The following is a 15,079-nucleotide window of genomic DNA, read 5'->3' on the forward strand; positions in this document are numbered from 1 at the left end:
TTCTCTTGTTGTGCTGATGCAAAGATTCAAATAAAAGATAGTTGAGGTTGTCATCGAAGCTGGGGAGATAACCTCCCCGAATGCGGATAGGGATATTGATAAGGCTATTGTTCATTATAATACGGCCATTACATTGACTAAATCGGCGGCGGAGAAGAAGACGCTGATAAAGGAGATAAAGCGGTTGAAATCTTCTTCTACCTAAGCGATCGATATAAAATAGTCAGAAACATTGCTTATGATGCTTTCAATATTCCCTTTATAGAAACCAGCACCATTCATACAACCACATTCTACAATAAGGTATTCATCACCACACAAGCAAACATCCATTACGAATACATTATGGGGAGTATACTCCAGGCATCTCTTTTCTGCAAAAGCAACCACGGCTGAAGGGCAGCCTTCTTCCTTCCTCAGTTTAAAGTACTCCCTATACTTAGATGCAGCGACAACTTTCTTATTAACAATCGAAAGTCGCCATTCATATTGAATATTATATGGCTCTGATACAACTATCTTACTTTCAGAAGACAAAGTACTATTCTCAACCTCTATAAGCATATTGAACCATCCTTCTATTTCATCAAACCGCTTTGTCTCACCAGCAAACGATTTACTGTCATCATCCGGACGAATAAACAGCAGTTTATCACCAGGATATTGTCTGTTTTCCATGAGCTCCCTAAAAGTACAGATGCCGGCCTCATAGTTCAGCATATGCCGTCCCCACTGGCCATTATAATTCTCAATTGAAAACTTTTGTGTATCAAAGAAGATTCCTTCGCGCAGGGATTCATCCTCATAGGCTAATGCATTAAAAGTAGTAGAACCGTAAATGATTGACCTGCGGCTTCTGTCAAATTGAGGGAGTTCCGAAGTAAAAGGAATAATATCTAATGCGATAAAAGGAACGCCGATCTTTTCACAGGCATTCTTCATGCCTTCAAAATCTGCCTGGCTGGTCAGATTCCGCTGTACAACCCATTGAATATGCTTATACTTTTCCATAGGGGGATTTGACAGCGAAAATAAAACACTTTTTCTATGATATGTATGAAGCGATCCTGTCTGCAGGAGAGTTTCCATTATCATCTTTACTGCAGGCAAATACACAGGTACACATCACTAATAAAATCAACAACTTTCTCATGGTTTGATTGGCTTTAACTTGAATTTGTTTAAGGTGAATTGGCGAATATTTTACAGTAAGACAGGAAATATTTAAAAACTCCTACGCGGCTACAGATCTTTTTTCAAAAAAGTTCAACAAGATAATTATAGGGCTGTTTGGGTATTACTATCTATGTAATAAAAGAAAAGGACAGAATAGCACTAGTCTATCCTGTCCTTTCTGTTCATCTGATCAATATAACTATTCTACCACCAGTTTATAGTTGGATTTAAATCCTTTGTTACCTATTACGGTTACATAATATAATCCTGGTTTTCTGTTACTTAGATTTAAGACCACTTTCTGCGCGCCTCCGGCAACAGATCTGATAATACCTGGATTATCTACCATACGGCCTTGTGCATCGTATATCTTTATAGCGGCCTGCTCATTTTTACCCAATGTCACATTTATAGTCGCATTACCACTGGTGGGGTTAGGATAGATACCTGTAGATTCCTCTGCTCCAATCGTATTACCCGGCAGCAACATGGCAGTGGTGACAGCGGCAGCCGTTGTAGCAGTACAATTTGCAGCTGACGGTGCATTTCCTGTTATTTCAATCCAGTCAATATCAGCAGTCGCACTCGATGCAACTGATTGCAGACGGATAGTGTTAACACCCGCATTTAATGATACTGTCGCCGTAGCGTTCGCAAACACAGTACTGCTACTCGTCTTAGGGAATGACTGTGCGCTGTTAACGGTAGTACCATTGATTATCAGCGCCATAGTATAGGCGTTGCTGCTGCTACTGTTCACATAGCGCCAGTTAAGCGCATAAGTACCGGCGGCGGGCGCATTCACCTTCCAGTCCACTCCTTTACCGGAAGAATTGGTCAGGTTAATTACCTTACCATTGCTGGCGCCACTATTGCTACTGATGGAGCCTTCATATGCACAAAGGCCCTGGGCAGTGGTTGCATTATCTTCTATTCTGATAGTGCCGGAACCGCCTGGGTCCTGCGCCTGGAAATTAGCGGTAACAGATTTGTTGCCATTCATTGTTATGCTTACTGAGCTGGAAGTACCTGAAGCAGCGCCGCTCCATGCTGTAAAAGTATATCCTGATGCAGGGCTTGCAGTTACAGTTACCACTGTCCCGGAATCATACGTTCCAGCTCCTGTTATGGTACCACCGGCAGTTGGTACCGCAGTGGCACTAAGCGTATAGGTGGTGGGATTAGGGTTAGGATCAGTACCACCACAGGAATTACTTGTCAGTGTAGCACCAGCACTGGCTGTAACCAGGCTTTTTACCTGTGCAACGGATGTTACAGTCAGGGAATAAGGAGGTGTAAATGCCGTGCCGCTACCTGCAGTGTTGCCCGACGTATTGGTAAAAGTATTATTCCTGGAAGTGATGGCAGTAAATGTATTATCCATCAGGTCAATGGGGCTGGTAACATTTTCAAATACATTGCTTTCAACCAGCAGATCTGCTTCAAAACCAGCCATCACACATTGCGATGCAACAGTACTGTTGAAGACATTATTGACCACATGTACCTTTCCAAACCGCACGCGTGGCATACGGGCCTTACAGCCCTGTGCCCACCAGCAATGCTGCATGGTGATACGGAGCTTTCCCCTGTCGCCGGTAGCGCCATCGCTGGATCCGAAGAGATTAGAGAACCTGTGATCGTCTGAACCACCTGAGCCGCCAGGTATGGGAGCTTTGTTATAGATGAACTTACACCATGTTACCGTAATATAATCCGAAGCGTTTTTAATGTCGAGGTTACCATCCATTCCATCCTGGAATTCGCAATGATCCACCCAGATATTAGTACTGGCGTCCATGGTTACATTATCCCAGCCATCAGTGTCATAAGCTCCGGGGCCTTCAAATGTAATGTTACGGAAAATGATATTCGAACATCTCTTTACGCTTAATATACCCGAGCCATCTTTTGTCTGGTCACTTGATACCAATCTGGAACCTGGTAAACCATAAATCGTCTTTCCTGACTGATCCTGAAAACTGATACGTCCTCCGGCAGGGAAAGTAATGGTTCCCGATATATGGACAACCTTTACAGCAGCAGAAGTAACAGCAGTTTTAAAATCGTTGTAGTTTGTAACAACTGTGGCAGTGGCGGTTCCGCCGCCTGTTACACCACCATTCTGGCTCGCCCAGCCAACTACAGTACATTGTTGACTACGCGCAGATAAACTGGCAAGGCATATGATAGCACTTAACGCCAGTGAGCGTAAACGTTTTGATTGCATAGGGTTTGTTTTATGATATTGGTTAAAAAAAACTCATAAAGTGGAACGGCAGTTAAAATGCCAAAGCGCCAGGCCAACGTAATTGTTCACGGCGTCAAGTTCCTTATTTTTTGCTATTTTTTCTTCTCCTGATGATTATTTATTTACGCAATCGTTGCCGGAATTATCCAGGTAAATACGGGCTTTAAAGAGTATATGACAACAATACATATAAAAAAGAAACAGCCCGGAAACGGGCCGTAACTTCTCCTTTCATTTTTTACCCTCCTATTATTATTTCTTCTTTTTTTGCTGCGTTGAATTTTCAGATGATTGTTTACACGAATCGACGACTGTTTTAGTCGCTTTGCTGCGAGTCATTATTGATCCCAGATAAACGACCAATAGAACAATAACGGCTATCGGCCATATTCTCTGTTTTAGGATTTCGTTCATTGTTACAGGATGATTTTTGCTATCATGATGTGAAAGGTGAAAACAGGGCAATAGCATCACAGGGCAGACATTATTCCTGCCGCATCGGTTTAATTAGTGACTACGATATTTTAAAGCCCCTGGCTATTGCTGTGCAGTTATAAAATAAGGTTTCGTTAGAAAATGGTATTCAAGGTTGATTAATCGGTGTACAATAACTATGGTTTTCTGAGTGTTTATTTTTTGAGGTCAGTCTGAGATTAAATATACTGATAATTTGCACACGGAATGAAAATTTGGAACATAATTATATTAAAATGAATCAGTTAGTATTAGCGCATTTTATCAAATGCAGGAGAAATTTAATTTATGGCATAATCTTACTTTCGCACTAACATCAAAAAACGCGGATTACATTTGTTCCCGGTCAAAGTAGATGGAGAAAAAAACTTATTTTGAATATCTTTAAAAGAAATTCCGCTTTGATTGACAGGAAAGAAAAAGCAGATCAATTTGAATGGCGGATAACGTAAAGTATCTGACGGATGCTAACAATATCGTAGACGGAATGACAACCTAATATATAATTTCTAATTTAAATTGAAATACATGAAGCAAACAGTACCTGCTTTTATCCTGCTGCTTACACTGGCCGCATGTGGCGGCGCCTCAACTGATCAGGCGAAAACAGAAGAAAAGAAAGAAGCTGCAGCGACCACTGGCGTCGCTTACAGCATTGACACAACAACCACTTCTGTTAAGTGGCGTGCTACTCACAAAGGTGGATTTGCGCCACGCTTTGGAAGCATCAAAGTTGTAGATGGTAGCCTCAATGTTGAAAACGGAACTGTCACCGGTGGCAGCTTTGACGTAAACATGAACACACTGACTACAGATCCCGCATCTGTTACAGAGCCTGACAAAAAATCAACTGATCTGGATGGCCATCTGAAAAGTCCTGACTTCTTCGATGCGGCTAGCCATCCAACAGCTAAATTCGTTATTACAGGTGTTACTCCGTACGACAGCACCAAAGAGAAAAGCCTCCTTCCCGGCGCTACCAATCTTATCAGCGGTAACCTGACCCTGAAAGATAGTACACTGAACATCACGTTCCCTGCGCAAATCACCGTTGGTGAAAACGACGTTACTGCTAACGCAAAATTTGTGATAGACAGAACTGCATGGGGTATTAACTATAAAACAGAAGGCAGCCCTGAAAACTGGGTGATCAGCAAGGATGTTGAAATTGGCTTCAGCCTCAAGGCTGCGAAAAAATAATTTTCTGAAGGACTTCGGATAAAATAGCCCGACGTTAAACCCGGGCTATTTTTTATCCCTTATTTTAATGTTAACAGCGATACAGGCGATGCTATCAGGTTGGTCAAAAAGTCCGTTAATGAAGACCCTTATTATCTACTTTCTGTCTGACGATAGTTACTCCGTAACTTCATAAATCAATCCTAATTCTTCCACAAATTCCTTTTCGGCTTTCATAATTTCATATTTCCTTGCATTCAATAGTGCATCTCTATCATGGTTCTCAAGATATTGGTCTTTCATCCAGGAAGTAATAAAATATTGGTCAAGGTCCCAATTACCAGCGAATAATTCAGAATAAATAGAAACATCAGCATGACAAGTGCCCTGTAGATTGTGATCAAGAACCAACACTATATTTTCAGTTCGCCATTTGTTCTCTACATCAGTGAATAGAAAAAACAATCTATAATTTGACTGTAGAAGATAATGCAGCCGGGATGTGTTATTAAACATAAAAAGTATTAATACCCTTTCTCTGATAGTATTTTTTGCAAGTTCCTTAGGGAACGAAGAAATTTTAATTCTGGCATCCTGAGGACTATTTTTAGATTCCTTACTTTTATTGAATTCTTCTGAATAAGAAGTCACCCAAAACCATCTTTTAAGCTCGTCCCTTTCGTGCCCCAAAAGTTCGGCTCTTGTGGAGAGTTGGCTGGTTATGTAGACCAACTGTTCATCATAAGGCAAGAACTTATAGTTTAGAACATACAATTCATCATAAAGAAATTGTACAGCTTTTTTTATGTTATAGAGAGTATTTCTTGTAATATCAACAAAATCATCACGACGAGCCAAATCTGCTAATTGAGCAGGATTAAAACGGATAGTAAATTCCTTTCGTAAAGCATTGAGAATACATAGAAGCACGGTCCTTTTATTTAATCCCTTGAAATGATACTGAGCCAATTCCTTTCGTAATTGATCTATCTCTTCTTCCAAAGAGAATTGTCTTTCCGGGTTTAAAGATAAAGCGGAAACCTTCCACACATCAGTGACATTTGCTGCAGGTAGATTTATACGGGAAAATATTTCAATCGCCTGGGTAATATCACCACCTGAAACTTCGAGACAAGGGATTTGACATTCACCAAATCTGGCACTTAAATTTTCATATTGTCTCGTATAATTAAATATCTTGTCATTAGATAAATTTGATAATTCCATTTGCCTGCGAAAGGCATAAAATTCCCTACCGTCAAGAAACTTATAAACAGGAATTTTATAAATCTCTAAGACTTTTTCTTCTGTGCTAAATTCGAAACATTCTTTTTGTAAATCATAAATGACATTAAATTTAACCTTCCACTCTTTTTCGTCCCGTTTAAGATATGTTCTCACAGGATTAATAAGACAACTCAATAACGTAGATATTCTTTGATAGCCGTCTATAATATAATAAAAATTATCCACCCTTAGAGGGACAAAGTAAGTGCCGATTTTTTTTTGTGAATTAAATTTAAAGCCATGGGGGTCGGAATAAATATATTGGAATATAAACATCCCGATTGGGTAACCATTTTTAATACTATCCAATAAACCCAATCTTTGTTGCTGATCCCAAACAAAACCTCTATGATAGGCAGGGACCTGGATCATTCCTTCATGAAAATCATCTATCAGCTGAGACAGCTTCCTAACCCTGAGTTGAGCTTTTATATCGGGATTCATGTCAGGCTTTTAATCTTATCTAAAATAATTTCTAATTCATTAGAACCGGCCCTGTCTCTAAGTGTCTTCTTATTTACCAATGCATTATTGAATAATTTCGGAAATTCATCTTTGAATCTCGGGTATTCAATGCCTTTATGCAATATTTCAAGATTGGCCTGTGAAAGCACATAAACTGCGGCTATCAGTGGGGGCAGGAAGATTTTTCCGTCCTCCCCCCTCGAAAAATCTGTATTGTAGCTGAGAAAGTCCTTCTGGTCTACTGTAAGGTACTTGTAAACATTTATCCAGGACTGATTTGCCTTACCATTCAATTCCTTAATTATCACGTCATCTGGTATATAATTCTCCATTGCCCGTTTTTCCAGAATATGATAATTGGTGACACTTATCCCCTGCAAATATTTTTCCAATGCATCATATTCATGTTTTTGAGGTTGTCCTGGATAGTGCTTATCGCTGTCTAATACCACGATGCACCGTAGATAGTGATGATTTGGCCTATTGTTTCTTTGTGCTAGATTATTAAATGACTGCAGTTTACCTTCTATAAAATTTTTCACGTTACCACATCCACCTGCATTTTCAAACTGTATCCAGCCATTATTAATATATTCTTTTAACAATTGCCGCCCATTCTCTATTTTACCGTCAAAATGATGGATTATTGCCTCAATAAACAACGCATCGTTTTTGCTATTCTCTAAAATTATTGAAGCAGGTTGTATAAAAAATCTGATACTTTCTTCAAGATTAAAAGTATTGGGGGTTTTATTATCATTTGTAACATAGTAACGTGTCTTCCCTCCTGTCATAACAAAATTGTCAAACTCCGCGGCTATTAACTCCTTATCAAAAGGTGAAATTTGTTTATAGCTATCAAATTGTCCAACTTTATCAAAATCAATCAATACCTGGTATCTTTGCACAGATCCATCCGGTGTCCACGTAAGTAGCTGCAACAGAAAATTTAAACTTTTAAAATCACTCAGATTTTCAAAAATATCTTTCTTAATCTCAATCCACATCTTGTAACCCTTTTAACTGAGCATCACGAATTGCCCTTGTCTCCGTCAATGTTTCAGAAAACATGCCATCTGGCCACCATTCTACACCACCATCTGGCGTTAGATTGATTCGCTTTATAGAACTTTCATTTATTTCCTCATCAAAGTCTACATAGTATATTGCTAGATCTTTTATATCAAGTTTTTTATCCGCAACTAACCGGCGCAAACGCAGCACAAAGTTCTGGGAATGCGTTTCTATTAGATAGCTTTTATTACAATCAGAAAGGAAAGAATCCACGAAACGCTCAGCAAGATTTCCGTGTGCAGCGGGATGTAAATGTGTTTCTGGTTCTTCAATAATGATACGGACGTTTTCCTTATCTTGCATAAAAGAACGTACAATCAGCGGTAATGCTTGGGTCATTCCCTGCCCAACATTAACAATATTGACTTGACTGATTTTTTTGTTTGAAAGAACTATTTGGAATGTGGGTTGGGGCGCTAAAATTGAAAAGATATCAACTAACCAGCCTTCAAAATTTTGCCTGTACCAATCGCTTACCTGATTGATCAACAATTTCTTATCACTCCAATCCTGTATCAGGATTGGATAAGAATTTGCCCCATCCACTCCAATGGTTGTAAATGTCTCAAAACTATTCGCGTAGTTAGCCTCTGGTACTTTTCTGATAGGTCCTATATAGTCATAGCGAAGCTGGAGATTCTTAAAGGGAACATGATCAATGGCAAATCCTTTAAATAACGTTTCTTTTGAACTAACTTCTTTATCATTTAATTTCCATTCGAGAATCTCCGGTTTATCCTTTGAGTCAATATTTACAACAATCTTCAGCTCTTCCTCTTCAGCTGCAATTTCAAACTCCAATAAATTGGCAGCTGTATTTCTGTTGTAAACAAGATCACTATTAGATAACCCTAATCGAACTCCCTTATTCTCCCATTTCAGGGGAGGATCAAATTCTCCGCTCAAGCTTCCAGATAATAGGGTTAATAATCTAGAAATAGCACTTTTACCTGAACTGTTTTTACCTATTAACACAGTAATTGGTTTTAACTCAAGTTCTTGCCTTTCTTTAAATGACTTATAATTCTTAAAGGATATCTTATTTACCATTTCTTATTCCTTATTTATCAAATTGCTGTTGAAAGTATTTCCTTCAGCTTCGTTCGTCGTATCTATTCCCTTGTTTTATTAGAATACCAAAATTCGACTCTGTTCTTGCGCCTGTTTTTCAATACCTGATTCATAAGCATATGCCACAAAGTCAAAAATAATTATTAATTCGATTAGGTAGCGTTTATACATTGGAAGCTATTCATTAAAAGATCAATAAGACTGGCAGGAATGAAAAGGAGAAGTTATATTTAATAGAAAAAGCCTGCTGTAACAGCAGGCTTTCTTTTTTCCAGTCGGGGCGGCAGGATTCGAACCTGCGACCTCCTGCTCCCAAAGCAGGCGCGATACCGGGCTACGCTACGCCCCGAACCCATTAAACATCTCGCTTTGTTGCCATCGCTTTCGATGTTTGGGATTGCAAAGGTAGATGTTTTTTTGATATAACCAAAAATGATTCAAAAAAAATATCAGAATTTTTAAAATAACTTTCGGTCGCGGTCAGTGAGACGCATTCCCAAAAAGGGGAAACACACGTCCACACTGGAAAAATGAAGAAGACTATGAGCCTTGCTAAACTATTCTGGCTGGGTAGCCTGGCGCTCGCCCTGCAATCCTATGGACAAACAAAAAAACTTCCGCTGGTAAGAGAACAGCTTTTCGACGACAACTGGCGGTTCAAAAAAGACAGCCTGACCGGAGCGGAGCAAGCCGACTATCCTGACGCCGGCTGGCGGACGCTGCACCTTCCGCATGACTGGGCTATAGAAGATCTCCCCGGACAGAACGACAGCACTATCATCGGTCCTTTCTACAAGTACAGTCTGGCGCAGGAACACGGCGGCTACGTTGTGGGTGGCACGGCCTGGTACCGGAAGCAGTTCACCTTACCGTCCCTCCCGGCAGGACAAACCATTGCCATCCGCTTTGACGGTGTATACATGGACAGCGACGTCTGGATAAATGGACACCACCTGGGTAACCACCCCTATGGGTATACGCCCTTCACCTATGACCTGACGCCTTACCTGGCAGCTCCGGGACAAAAAAACGTACTGGCCGTCCGGGTAAAAAATGAAGGGCTTAATTCACGCTGGTATACCGGAGCAGGTATTTACCGGCATGTATACCTGCTGATGCCTCCCCCCATACACCTGATTAAAGAAGGCATCTTTATCACAAGCCAGGAGGCCGGAAAACAAAAAGCCATCGTTCAAATAACCACGGCAATGACAGGCAGTACGACAGGTAGCGCCCTGCGCATGCTGCAGATCCGGCTGAAAGACAGTACCGGCCAGGTAGTTGCATATGCATCCCAGCCGGTCAGCATTACACCAGGCGACACTACCACTATCATCAAACAACTTATGGTGAACAACCCGGCCTTATGGTCGCCGGGAAGACCCTACCTGTATACCACAGAAATCAGACTGCTGGACACAATCAACACAAAGCACACCACCGCCGCAGACCAGCTTCAAATCAAAACCGGTATCCGGAAGATCAGTATAAACGCATCCAGAGGACTGACTATCAACGGAGAGAGAGTCCTGCTGAAAGGTGGTTGCCTTCATCATGACAATGGCCTGCTGGGAGCTGCCGCCTTTGACCGGGCGGAAGAAAGGAAAGTAGAACTGATGAAGGCCTATGGGTTCAATGCCATCCGTACCAGTCATAACCCTCCCTCTGAAAAATTCCTGGAGACCTGTGACAGGCTCGGTATGCTGGTGATAGACGAGGCTTTTGATATGTGGGTAGACCAGAAACATCCGCAGGACTATCACCGGTTCTTTAAAGCATGGTGGCAACGCGATCTTCAAAGTATGATACTGCGCGACAGGAACCATCCAAGCATCATTATGTGGAGCATCGGGAATGAGATACCCGAACGGGCTGATACGGCAGGACTAGAGATCACCCGGCAGACGGTGAAAGAAATACGCCGACTGGATAGTACCCGCGCTATTACAGAAGCAGAGAATGATTTCTGGGAAAGACCCTATAAATGGACAGCCACAGATGCATCCTTTGCATTGCTGGATGTAGCAGGATATAACTATCAGTGGCGTAATTACGCGATAGATGAAAGACGTGTGCCTGGCCGTGTGATGTATGGATCAGAAACCGTCCCGGCAGAATTGTATCATGCCTGGAACCAGGTACGGGGCCTCCCCTTCGTGATCGGCGATTTCGTCTGGACAGCGATGGACTACCTGGGAGAAGCAGGCATCGGGCATAACACATACACCGGCAATGGTTCCGGAAGACTCACCTTTCCCTGGTTCAATGCCTGGTGTGGCGACATAGACCTGATCGGCAATAAAAAACCACAATCCTATTTCCGGGATGTAGTGTGGGGAAGAAGCACCGTAGAAATGCTGGTGCATACACCCATCCCCGAAGGGAAAAAAGAAAAAGTGAGCTGGTGGGGCTGGCCCGACGAAGTACCTTCCTGGACATGGCCAGGCATGAACGACAAAAATATGCAGGTAAGGGTCTTTACAAAAGGACAGAAAGTTGAACTTGTATTGAACGACTTCCGGGTGGCGACAAAAACAGTATCAGACAGCACACCACTCACCGCGACCTTTGACATACCCTATACTCCCGGCGTACTGACGGCCTTTGTATATGACAGCAAAGGCAATGAGATCGGCGTCAAAACGCTTGCGCTGGCCAATCCGCCGCAAGCCATCAAACTAACGGCCGACCGTACACAGATTACTGCTGACGCTAACGAACTGGTATATGTGAATGTGGATATTGTAGATAATCTGGGAAGAATTGTACCCAATGCAAATTTACCATTAAAGATCAGCGTCAGCGGACAAGCCACCCTGGCAGCCGCCGGTAGCGCCTGTCCAAATTGTCCCGCCAGTTTCCAACAACCGGCACTGACTACCTTCAGAGGGCGCGGATTAGCCATTTTAAGAGCAAATGGACGGCAGGGCAATATAATACTCCAGATCGAAGGTCAGGGGCTTAAAACGGCTAAAATCAACATCCAGGCAAAATAAGCATGCTTGTTCTCTCCGTCTTCTCTGCTTCTTCTCTGCTTGTTCTCTCATGGTTCAGGTAGTCAATATCCGGAGCCTGACTGTCAAAATTGACATAAATCTGACCATTATGCCAGTTGAATTTCCGTTCAACTGGCATAATTTTAACGTACTCTCTCAGGTAATCCACCACTTCCTTACACGGTGTAACAATACCGGGTATATGTCATAAAGGAGGATAGTAAGCAACACTAAAGGGATCACAAAAAAAGTAGCTATCCCTATCAGGTTAAACAGGCAACCGCCCAATATCCCCCCTATAATGAAAAATGCCAGCACCGTAATACGGATATAGATCTTCTCTCTCAATGCACGGGTATTCTCCACCTGCGGATGTAAAAGATCAGACAATTCACCCGCCAGATCTGTAATCAGGCCAGTAAGGTGGGATGTTTTGATCAATCCCCCGGAAATCCTCGATACCAGGCCATTCTGCAAGCCCATACAAAACAGCACGGCTCCCGTGATCGTCTCCCGCTGTATATCACTGCCATTGTACACATCATTGCCATAGACGGCCACTCCCAGCAGAATACAGATCTCCAGTACGATCGGCGTGGCATGTGCAACATAAGCGCTTCTATAGTCCAGGGATTTGACAATGAAGTTGGAGATGAAAGCGCCGAAGAAGAACATGAATAGCCAGTACAACACCGTGTATATTTCTGCCAGATCCCGCTCCGTAATTTTTCCGGCCAGGGTAGCAACATGGCCTGTGATATTGGATACAAAAGATAAGAAGGCCATTACACCGACTACATTGGTCATACCAGCAACAGATGCCGTAGAGGAAGCCAATAGCAGATTCTTTTTTAGGCTGCGTTGCCCGGGTATATCACGAAGCATAAAAGAAGTTGGTTAATGCGATGATGCGTCCGACAAGAGTAATGCCAGTATTTCCTCCTGTTTTACGTCTCTCATCCTGTCTTGAAATAGATAGATTGAGATTTCTCGATATGTTTAAATAATTTTGCACTCTTAAATACGAATAATGGAAGCTAATATGACGACCCGACAGTATTGGTCGCTGATACTTATACTAGGAACAATGACAGCCCTTGGGCCATTTTCAATCGATATGTACCTTTCCGGTTATCAGGCCATTGCAGAAGACCTGCATACAACCACAGCCAGGATTGGGCTTTCACTGGCCAGTTATTTCATCGGTATATCTGCCGGACAATTACTATACGGTCCGTTGCTGGACCGTTTCGGCAGAAAGAAACCACTTTATGCAGGATTGACGGTTTACATCCTGGCATCCGCCGGCTGTATCGTTGCCAGATCACTCGATTTCTTCGTTGCGATACGTTTTATCCAGGCCATCGGTAGCTGTGCTGCCGCCGTGGCTTCAGTAGCGATGGTACGCGACTTCTTCCCGATAAAAGACAGTGCAAAAGTATTTGCTTTGCTCATGCTGGTAGTCGGCGCATCTCCTATGCTGGCACCAACCATTGGCGGATACATTACGGCAGCCTGGGGCTGGCAGGTGATATTTGTCGTACTGGGACTCATGGGTTTTCTCCTGATGCTGGCCTGCTTTTTCTTCCTGCCGGAAAGCCATCAGCCGGATACATCTATGTCACTGAAACCGGGCCCTATTATTAATGGGTTCTGGTCGGTAATGCGGGAGCCCCAGTTTTATACTTATGCATTAACAGGTGCACTTGCCTTCTCAGGATTATTTGTGTATGTATCCTCTTCTCCCGTAGTGTTCATGGATATTTTCCATGTATCTGAACAGCACTTCGGCTGGATCTTCGCAGGCCTGTCTGTCGGATTTATTGGCTCCAGCCAGTTGAACAGTCTGACCCTACGTTATTTCCGCAGTGAGCAGATCATCCGTATTGCCCTGCTTGGACAGACAATTGTCGGTATCGTTTTCTGTATAGGCACCTATATGGGATGGCTGGGATTAGGTTCTACCATTTTCATCCTGTTCCTCTTCCTGAGCTGCCTGGGATTTGTAAATCCGAATGCCTCTGCACTCAGTATTGCACCTTTTAAAAAGAATGCAGGAAGTGCCGCTGCGCTGATGGGCGCTCTGCAGATGGGTATCGGCGGGCTCGCCTCTACGATAAGCAGTCTGTTTGATATGACCACCGCTGTGCCCATGACCCTTATCATGGCCGCTACTGCTGTATTGTCGTTAACAATGCTGCTGGTAGGACGTACACGCATCACCAACCCTGTTTTATTACATGAAGGTAGTGAGGCTGTGGCCATTCATTAAAAGATGCTATCTTGCAGTCAGCCATATATCCTATGAAAAAGACTTTCTTATTTCTGCTTGCCCTATTGAGCTTTCAATGTAACAGGCATTCTGCCAATAAGAACTTCGATCTGAAGATCAATGTAGATATTGGCAATTACAGGTATACGCGTCATCCCATCACGGAAGCTGAGTTCCATGTATTGAAGAGTAATATCGCCAAAACATGGCCTCAGCAGATACTGACCTCCGGCAGAAGTACAACGGAAAGCGATCATGAAGCAACACCGGTGTTGAAGTCGGGGTATACCGTACAGGAGTACATCCGTATTGCCAATGATATGGAAACCTTCAAAAAGGAGCTCCATGCTCCCGGTGAATATCTGAAAAGTACTGCGGCTTCTCCGGAAATAGCTGTGCTGGAATATAACAAAGTCTTTGCGCCTCTATCTGACGAATGCATCGCCGAACCTGTTAACTATAGTGATCTGATCACTACTGCCATGCAGGGCATTCTGGCCGACAACAATATCAAACTGGAGGTCTGTTATGGTTTCAAACAGATCTCCACCTTTGAGACCAAGTATACGATCTACGCCAAACTAGACAACACGCTGCATACGGTTACGTTCTCCAACACCAAAGGCTGCACACCAGACAACACCGCTATTTACCTCTTACTGAATAAAGTACTGATGAGCACTGATATAAAAGAGCGGCTGGTGAGGTACAGTGATCATAACAGCCTGATATTTGTGCAGCCGGCCAGGTATGAGAGGCTGACAAGAAGACTTGCACAACCCTGATACCGCCGCTCCCACTGCTGCCAGGTGAATGTAAAATTTTATACATTCA

At 42.7% G+C, this 15,079-nt stretch carries 10 protein-coding genes and 1 tRNA gene; 4 read left to right on the forward strand and 7 right to left on the reverse strand.

The genetic code is table 11. The features are described from left to right. Nucleotides 1-201: 201 nt before the first annotated feature. The gene (locus tag F3I09_RS32980; RefSeq protein WP_188134058.1) at nucleotides 202-1,011 is read right to left on the reverse strand and encodes an ATP-grasp domain-containing protein; all 810 of its coding nucleotides are present in this window, start codon (nucleotides 1,009-1,011) and stop codon (nucleotides 202-204) included. Between the two features lie 364 nt (nucleotides 1,012-1,375). Then, nucleotides 1,376-3,406, reverse strand: a complete 2,031-nt coding sequence (locus F3I09_RS32985) for a T9SS type A sorting domain-containing protein (RefSeq protein ID WP_149699317.1) — start codon at nucleotides 3,404-3,406, stop codon at nucleotides 1,376-1,378. 1,023 nt (nucleotides 3,407-4,429) lie between these two features. Here F3I09_RS32985 and F3I09_RS32990 point away from each other — a divergent pair. Beyond that, entirely contained in the window at nucleotides 4,430-5,101 is a 672-nt protein-coding gene (locus F3I09_RS32990) for a YceI family protein (RefSeq protein WP_149699318.1), read from the forward strand. Nucleotides 5,102-5,257: 156 nt separating this feature from the next. On the opposite strand, the gene F3I09_RS32995 is transcribed toward F3I09_RS32990, so the two are convergent. The 4 genes from F3I09_RS32995 to F3I09_RS33010 all read right to left on the reverse strand — a co-directional run bounded on the left by F3I09_RS32995 (nucleotide 5,258) and on the right by F3I09_RS33010 (nucleotide 9,326). Then, nucleotides 5,258-6,811 (reverse strand): DUF262 domain-containing protein, encoded by a 1,554-nt coding sequence (locus F3I09_RS32995; protein WP_149699319.1) that lies wholly within the window; start codon nucleotides 6,809-6,811, stop codon nucleotides 5,258-5,260. Beyond that, complete coding sequence (locus F3I09_RS33000) at nucleotides 6,808-7,839, reverse strand: hypothetical protein (RefSeq protein ID WP_149699320.1); 1,032 nt, start codon at nucleotides 7,837-7,839, stop codon at nucleotides 6,808-6,810. The genes F3I09_RS32995 and F3I09_RS33000 overlap by 4 nt, the downstream gene beginning before the upstream one ends. After that, nucleotides 7,829-8,956 (reverse strand): AAA family ATPase, encoded by a 1,128-nt coding sequence (locus F3I09_RS33005; protein WP_149699321.1) that lies wholly within the window; start codon nucleotides 8,954-8,956, stop codon nucleotides 7,829-7,831. The genes F3I09_RS33000 and F3I09_RS33005 overlap by 11 nt, the downstream gene beginning before the upstream one ends. 296 nt (nucleotides 8,957-9,252) lie before the next feature. Beyond that, a tRNA-Pro gene (locus tag F3I09_RS33010) sits at nucleotides 9,253-9,326 on the reverse strand. 181 nt (nucleotides 9,327-9,507) lie between these two features. On the opposite strand from F3I09_RS33010, the gene F3I09_RS33015 reads away from it, so the two are divergent. Beyond that, nucleotides 9,508-11,973, forward strand: a complete 2,466-nt coding sequence (locus tag F3I09_RS33015) for a glycoside hydrolase family 2 TIM barrel-domain containing protein (RefSeq protein WP_149699322.1) — start codon at nucleotides 9,508-9,510, stop codon at nucleotides 11,971-11,973. A gap of 156 nt (nucleotides 11,974-12,129) precedes the next feature. On the opposite strand, the gene F3I09_RS33020 is transcribed toward F3I09_RS33015, so the two are convergent. After that, nucleotides 12,130-12,858, reverse strand: coding sequence for a YoaK family protein (locus F3I09_RS33020; protein WP_149699323.1), 729 nt, complete (start codon nucleotides 12,856-12,858; stop codon nucleotides 12,130-12,132). Between the two features lie 145 nt (nucleotides 12,859-13,003). Between F3I09_RS33020 and F3I09_RS33025 the strand changes: the two genes are divergently transcribed. Both F3I09_RS33025 and F3I09_RS33030 read left to right on the forward strand, forming a co-directional pair. Then, entirely contained in the window at nucleotides 13,004-14,245 is a 1,242-nt protein-coding gene (locus F3I09_RS33025; protein ID WP_223233460.1) for a multidrug effflux MFS transporter, read from the forward strand. A 32-nt stretch (nucleotides 14,246-14,277) separates the two neighbouring features. After that, nucleotides 14,278-15,030, forward strand: coding sequence for a hypothetical protein (locus F3I09_RS33030; protein ID WP_149699324.1), 753 nt, complete (start codon nucleotides 14,278-14,280; stop codon nucleotides 15,028-15,030). Nucleotides 15,031-15,079 lie beyond the last annotated feature (49 nt).

The organism is Chitinophaga sp. CF418 (assembly GCF_900142925.1).
Lineage (GTDB): Bacteria > Bacteroidota > Bacteroidia > Chitinophagales > Chitinophagaceae > Chitinophaga.

Excerpts from the sequence above, each read along its gene's own strand:
- F3I09_RS33025 (WP_223233460.1), top strand. The coding sequence starts at position 13,004 with ATGGAAGCTAATATGACGACCCGACAGTATTGGTCGCTGATACTTATA.
- F3I09_RS32995 (WP_149699319.1), bottom strand. The coding sequence starts at position 6,811 with ATGAATCCCGATATAAAAGCTCAACTCAGGGTTAGGAAGCTGTCTCAG.
- F3I09_RS33015 (WP_149699322.1), top strand. The coding sequence starts at position 9,508 with ATGAAGAAGACTATGAGCCTTGCTAAACTATTCTGGCTGGGTAGCCTG.
- F3I09_RS32990 (WP_149699318.1), top strand. The coding sequence starts at position 4,430 with ATGAAGCAAACAGTACCTGCTTTTATCCTGCTGCTTACACTGGCCGCA.
- F3I09_RS32980 (WP_188134058.1), bottom strand. The coding sequence starts at position 1,011 with ATGGAAAAGTATAAGCATATTCAATGGGTTGTACAGCGGAATCTGACC.
- F3I09_RS33005 (WP_149699321.1), bottom strand. The coding sequence starts at position 8,956 with ATGGTAAATAAGATATCCTTTAAGAATTATAAGTCATTTAAAGAAAGG.
- F3I09_RS32985 (WP_149699317.1), bottom strand. The coding sequence starts at position 3,406 with ATGCAATCAAAACGTTTACGCTCACTGGCGTTAAGTGCTATCATATGC.
- F3I09_RS33000 (WP_149699320.1), bottom strand. The coding sequence starts at position 7,839 with ATGTGGATTGAGATTAAGAAAGATATTTTTGAAAATCTGAGTGATTTT.
- F3I09_RS33020 (WP_149699323.1), bottom strand. The coding sequence starts at position 12,858 with ATGCTTCGTGATATACCCGGGCAACGCAGCCTAAAAAAGAATCTGCTA.
- F3I09_RS33030 (WP_149699324.1), top strand. The coding sequence starts at position 14,278 with ATGAAAAAGACTTTCTTATTTCTGCTTGCCCTATTGAGCTTTCAATGT.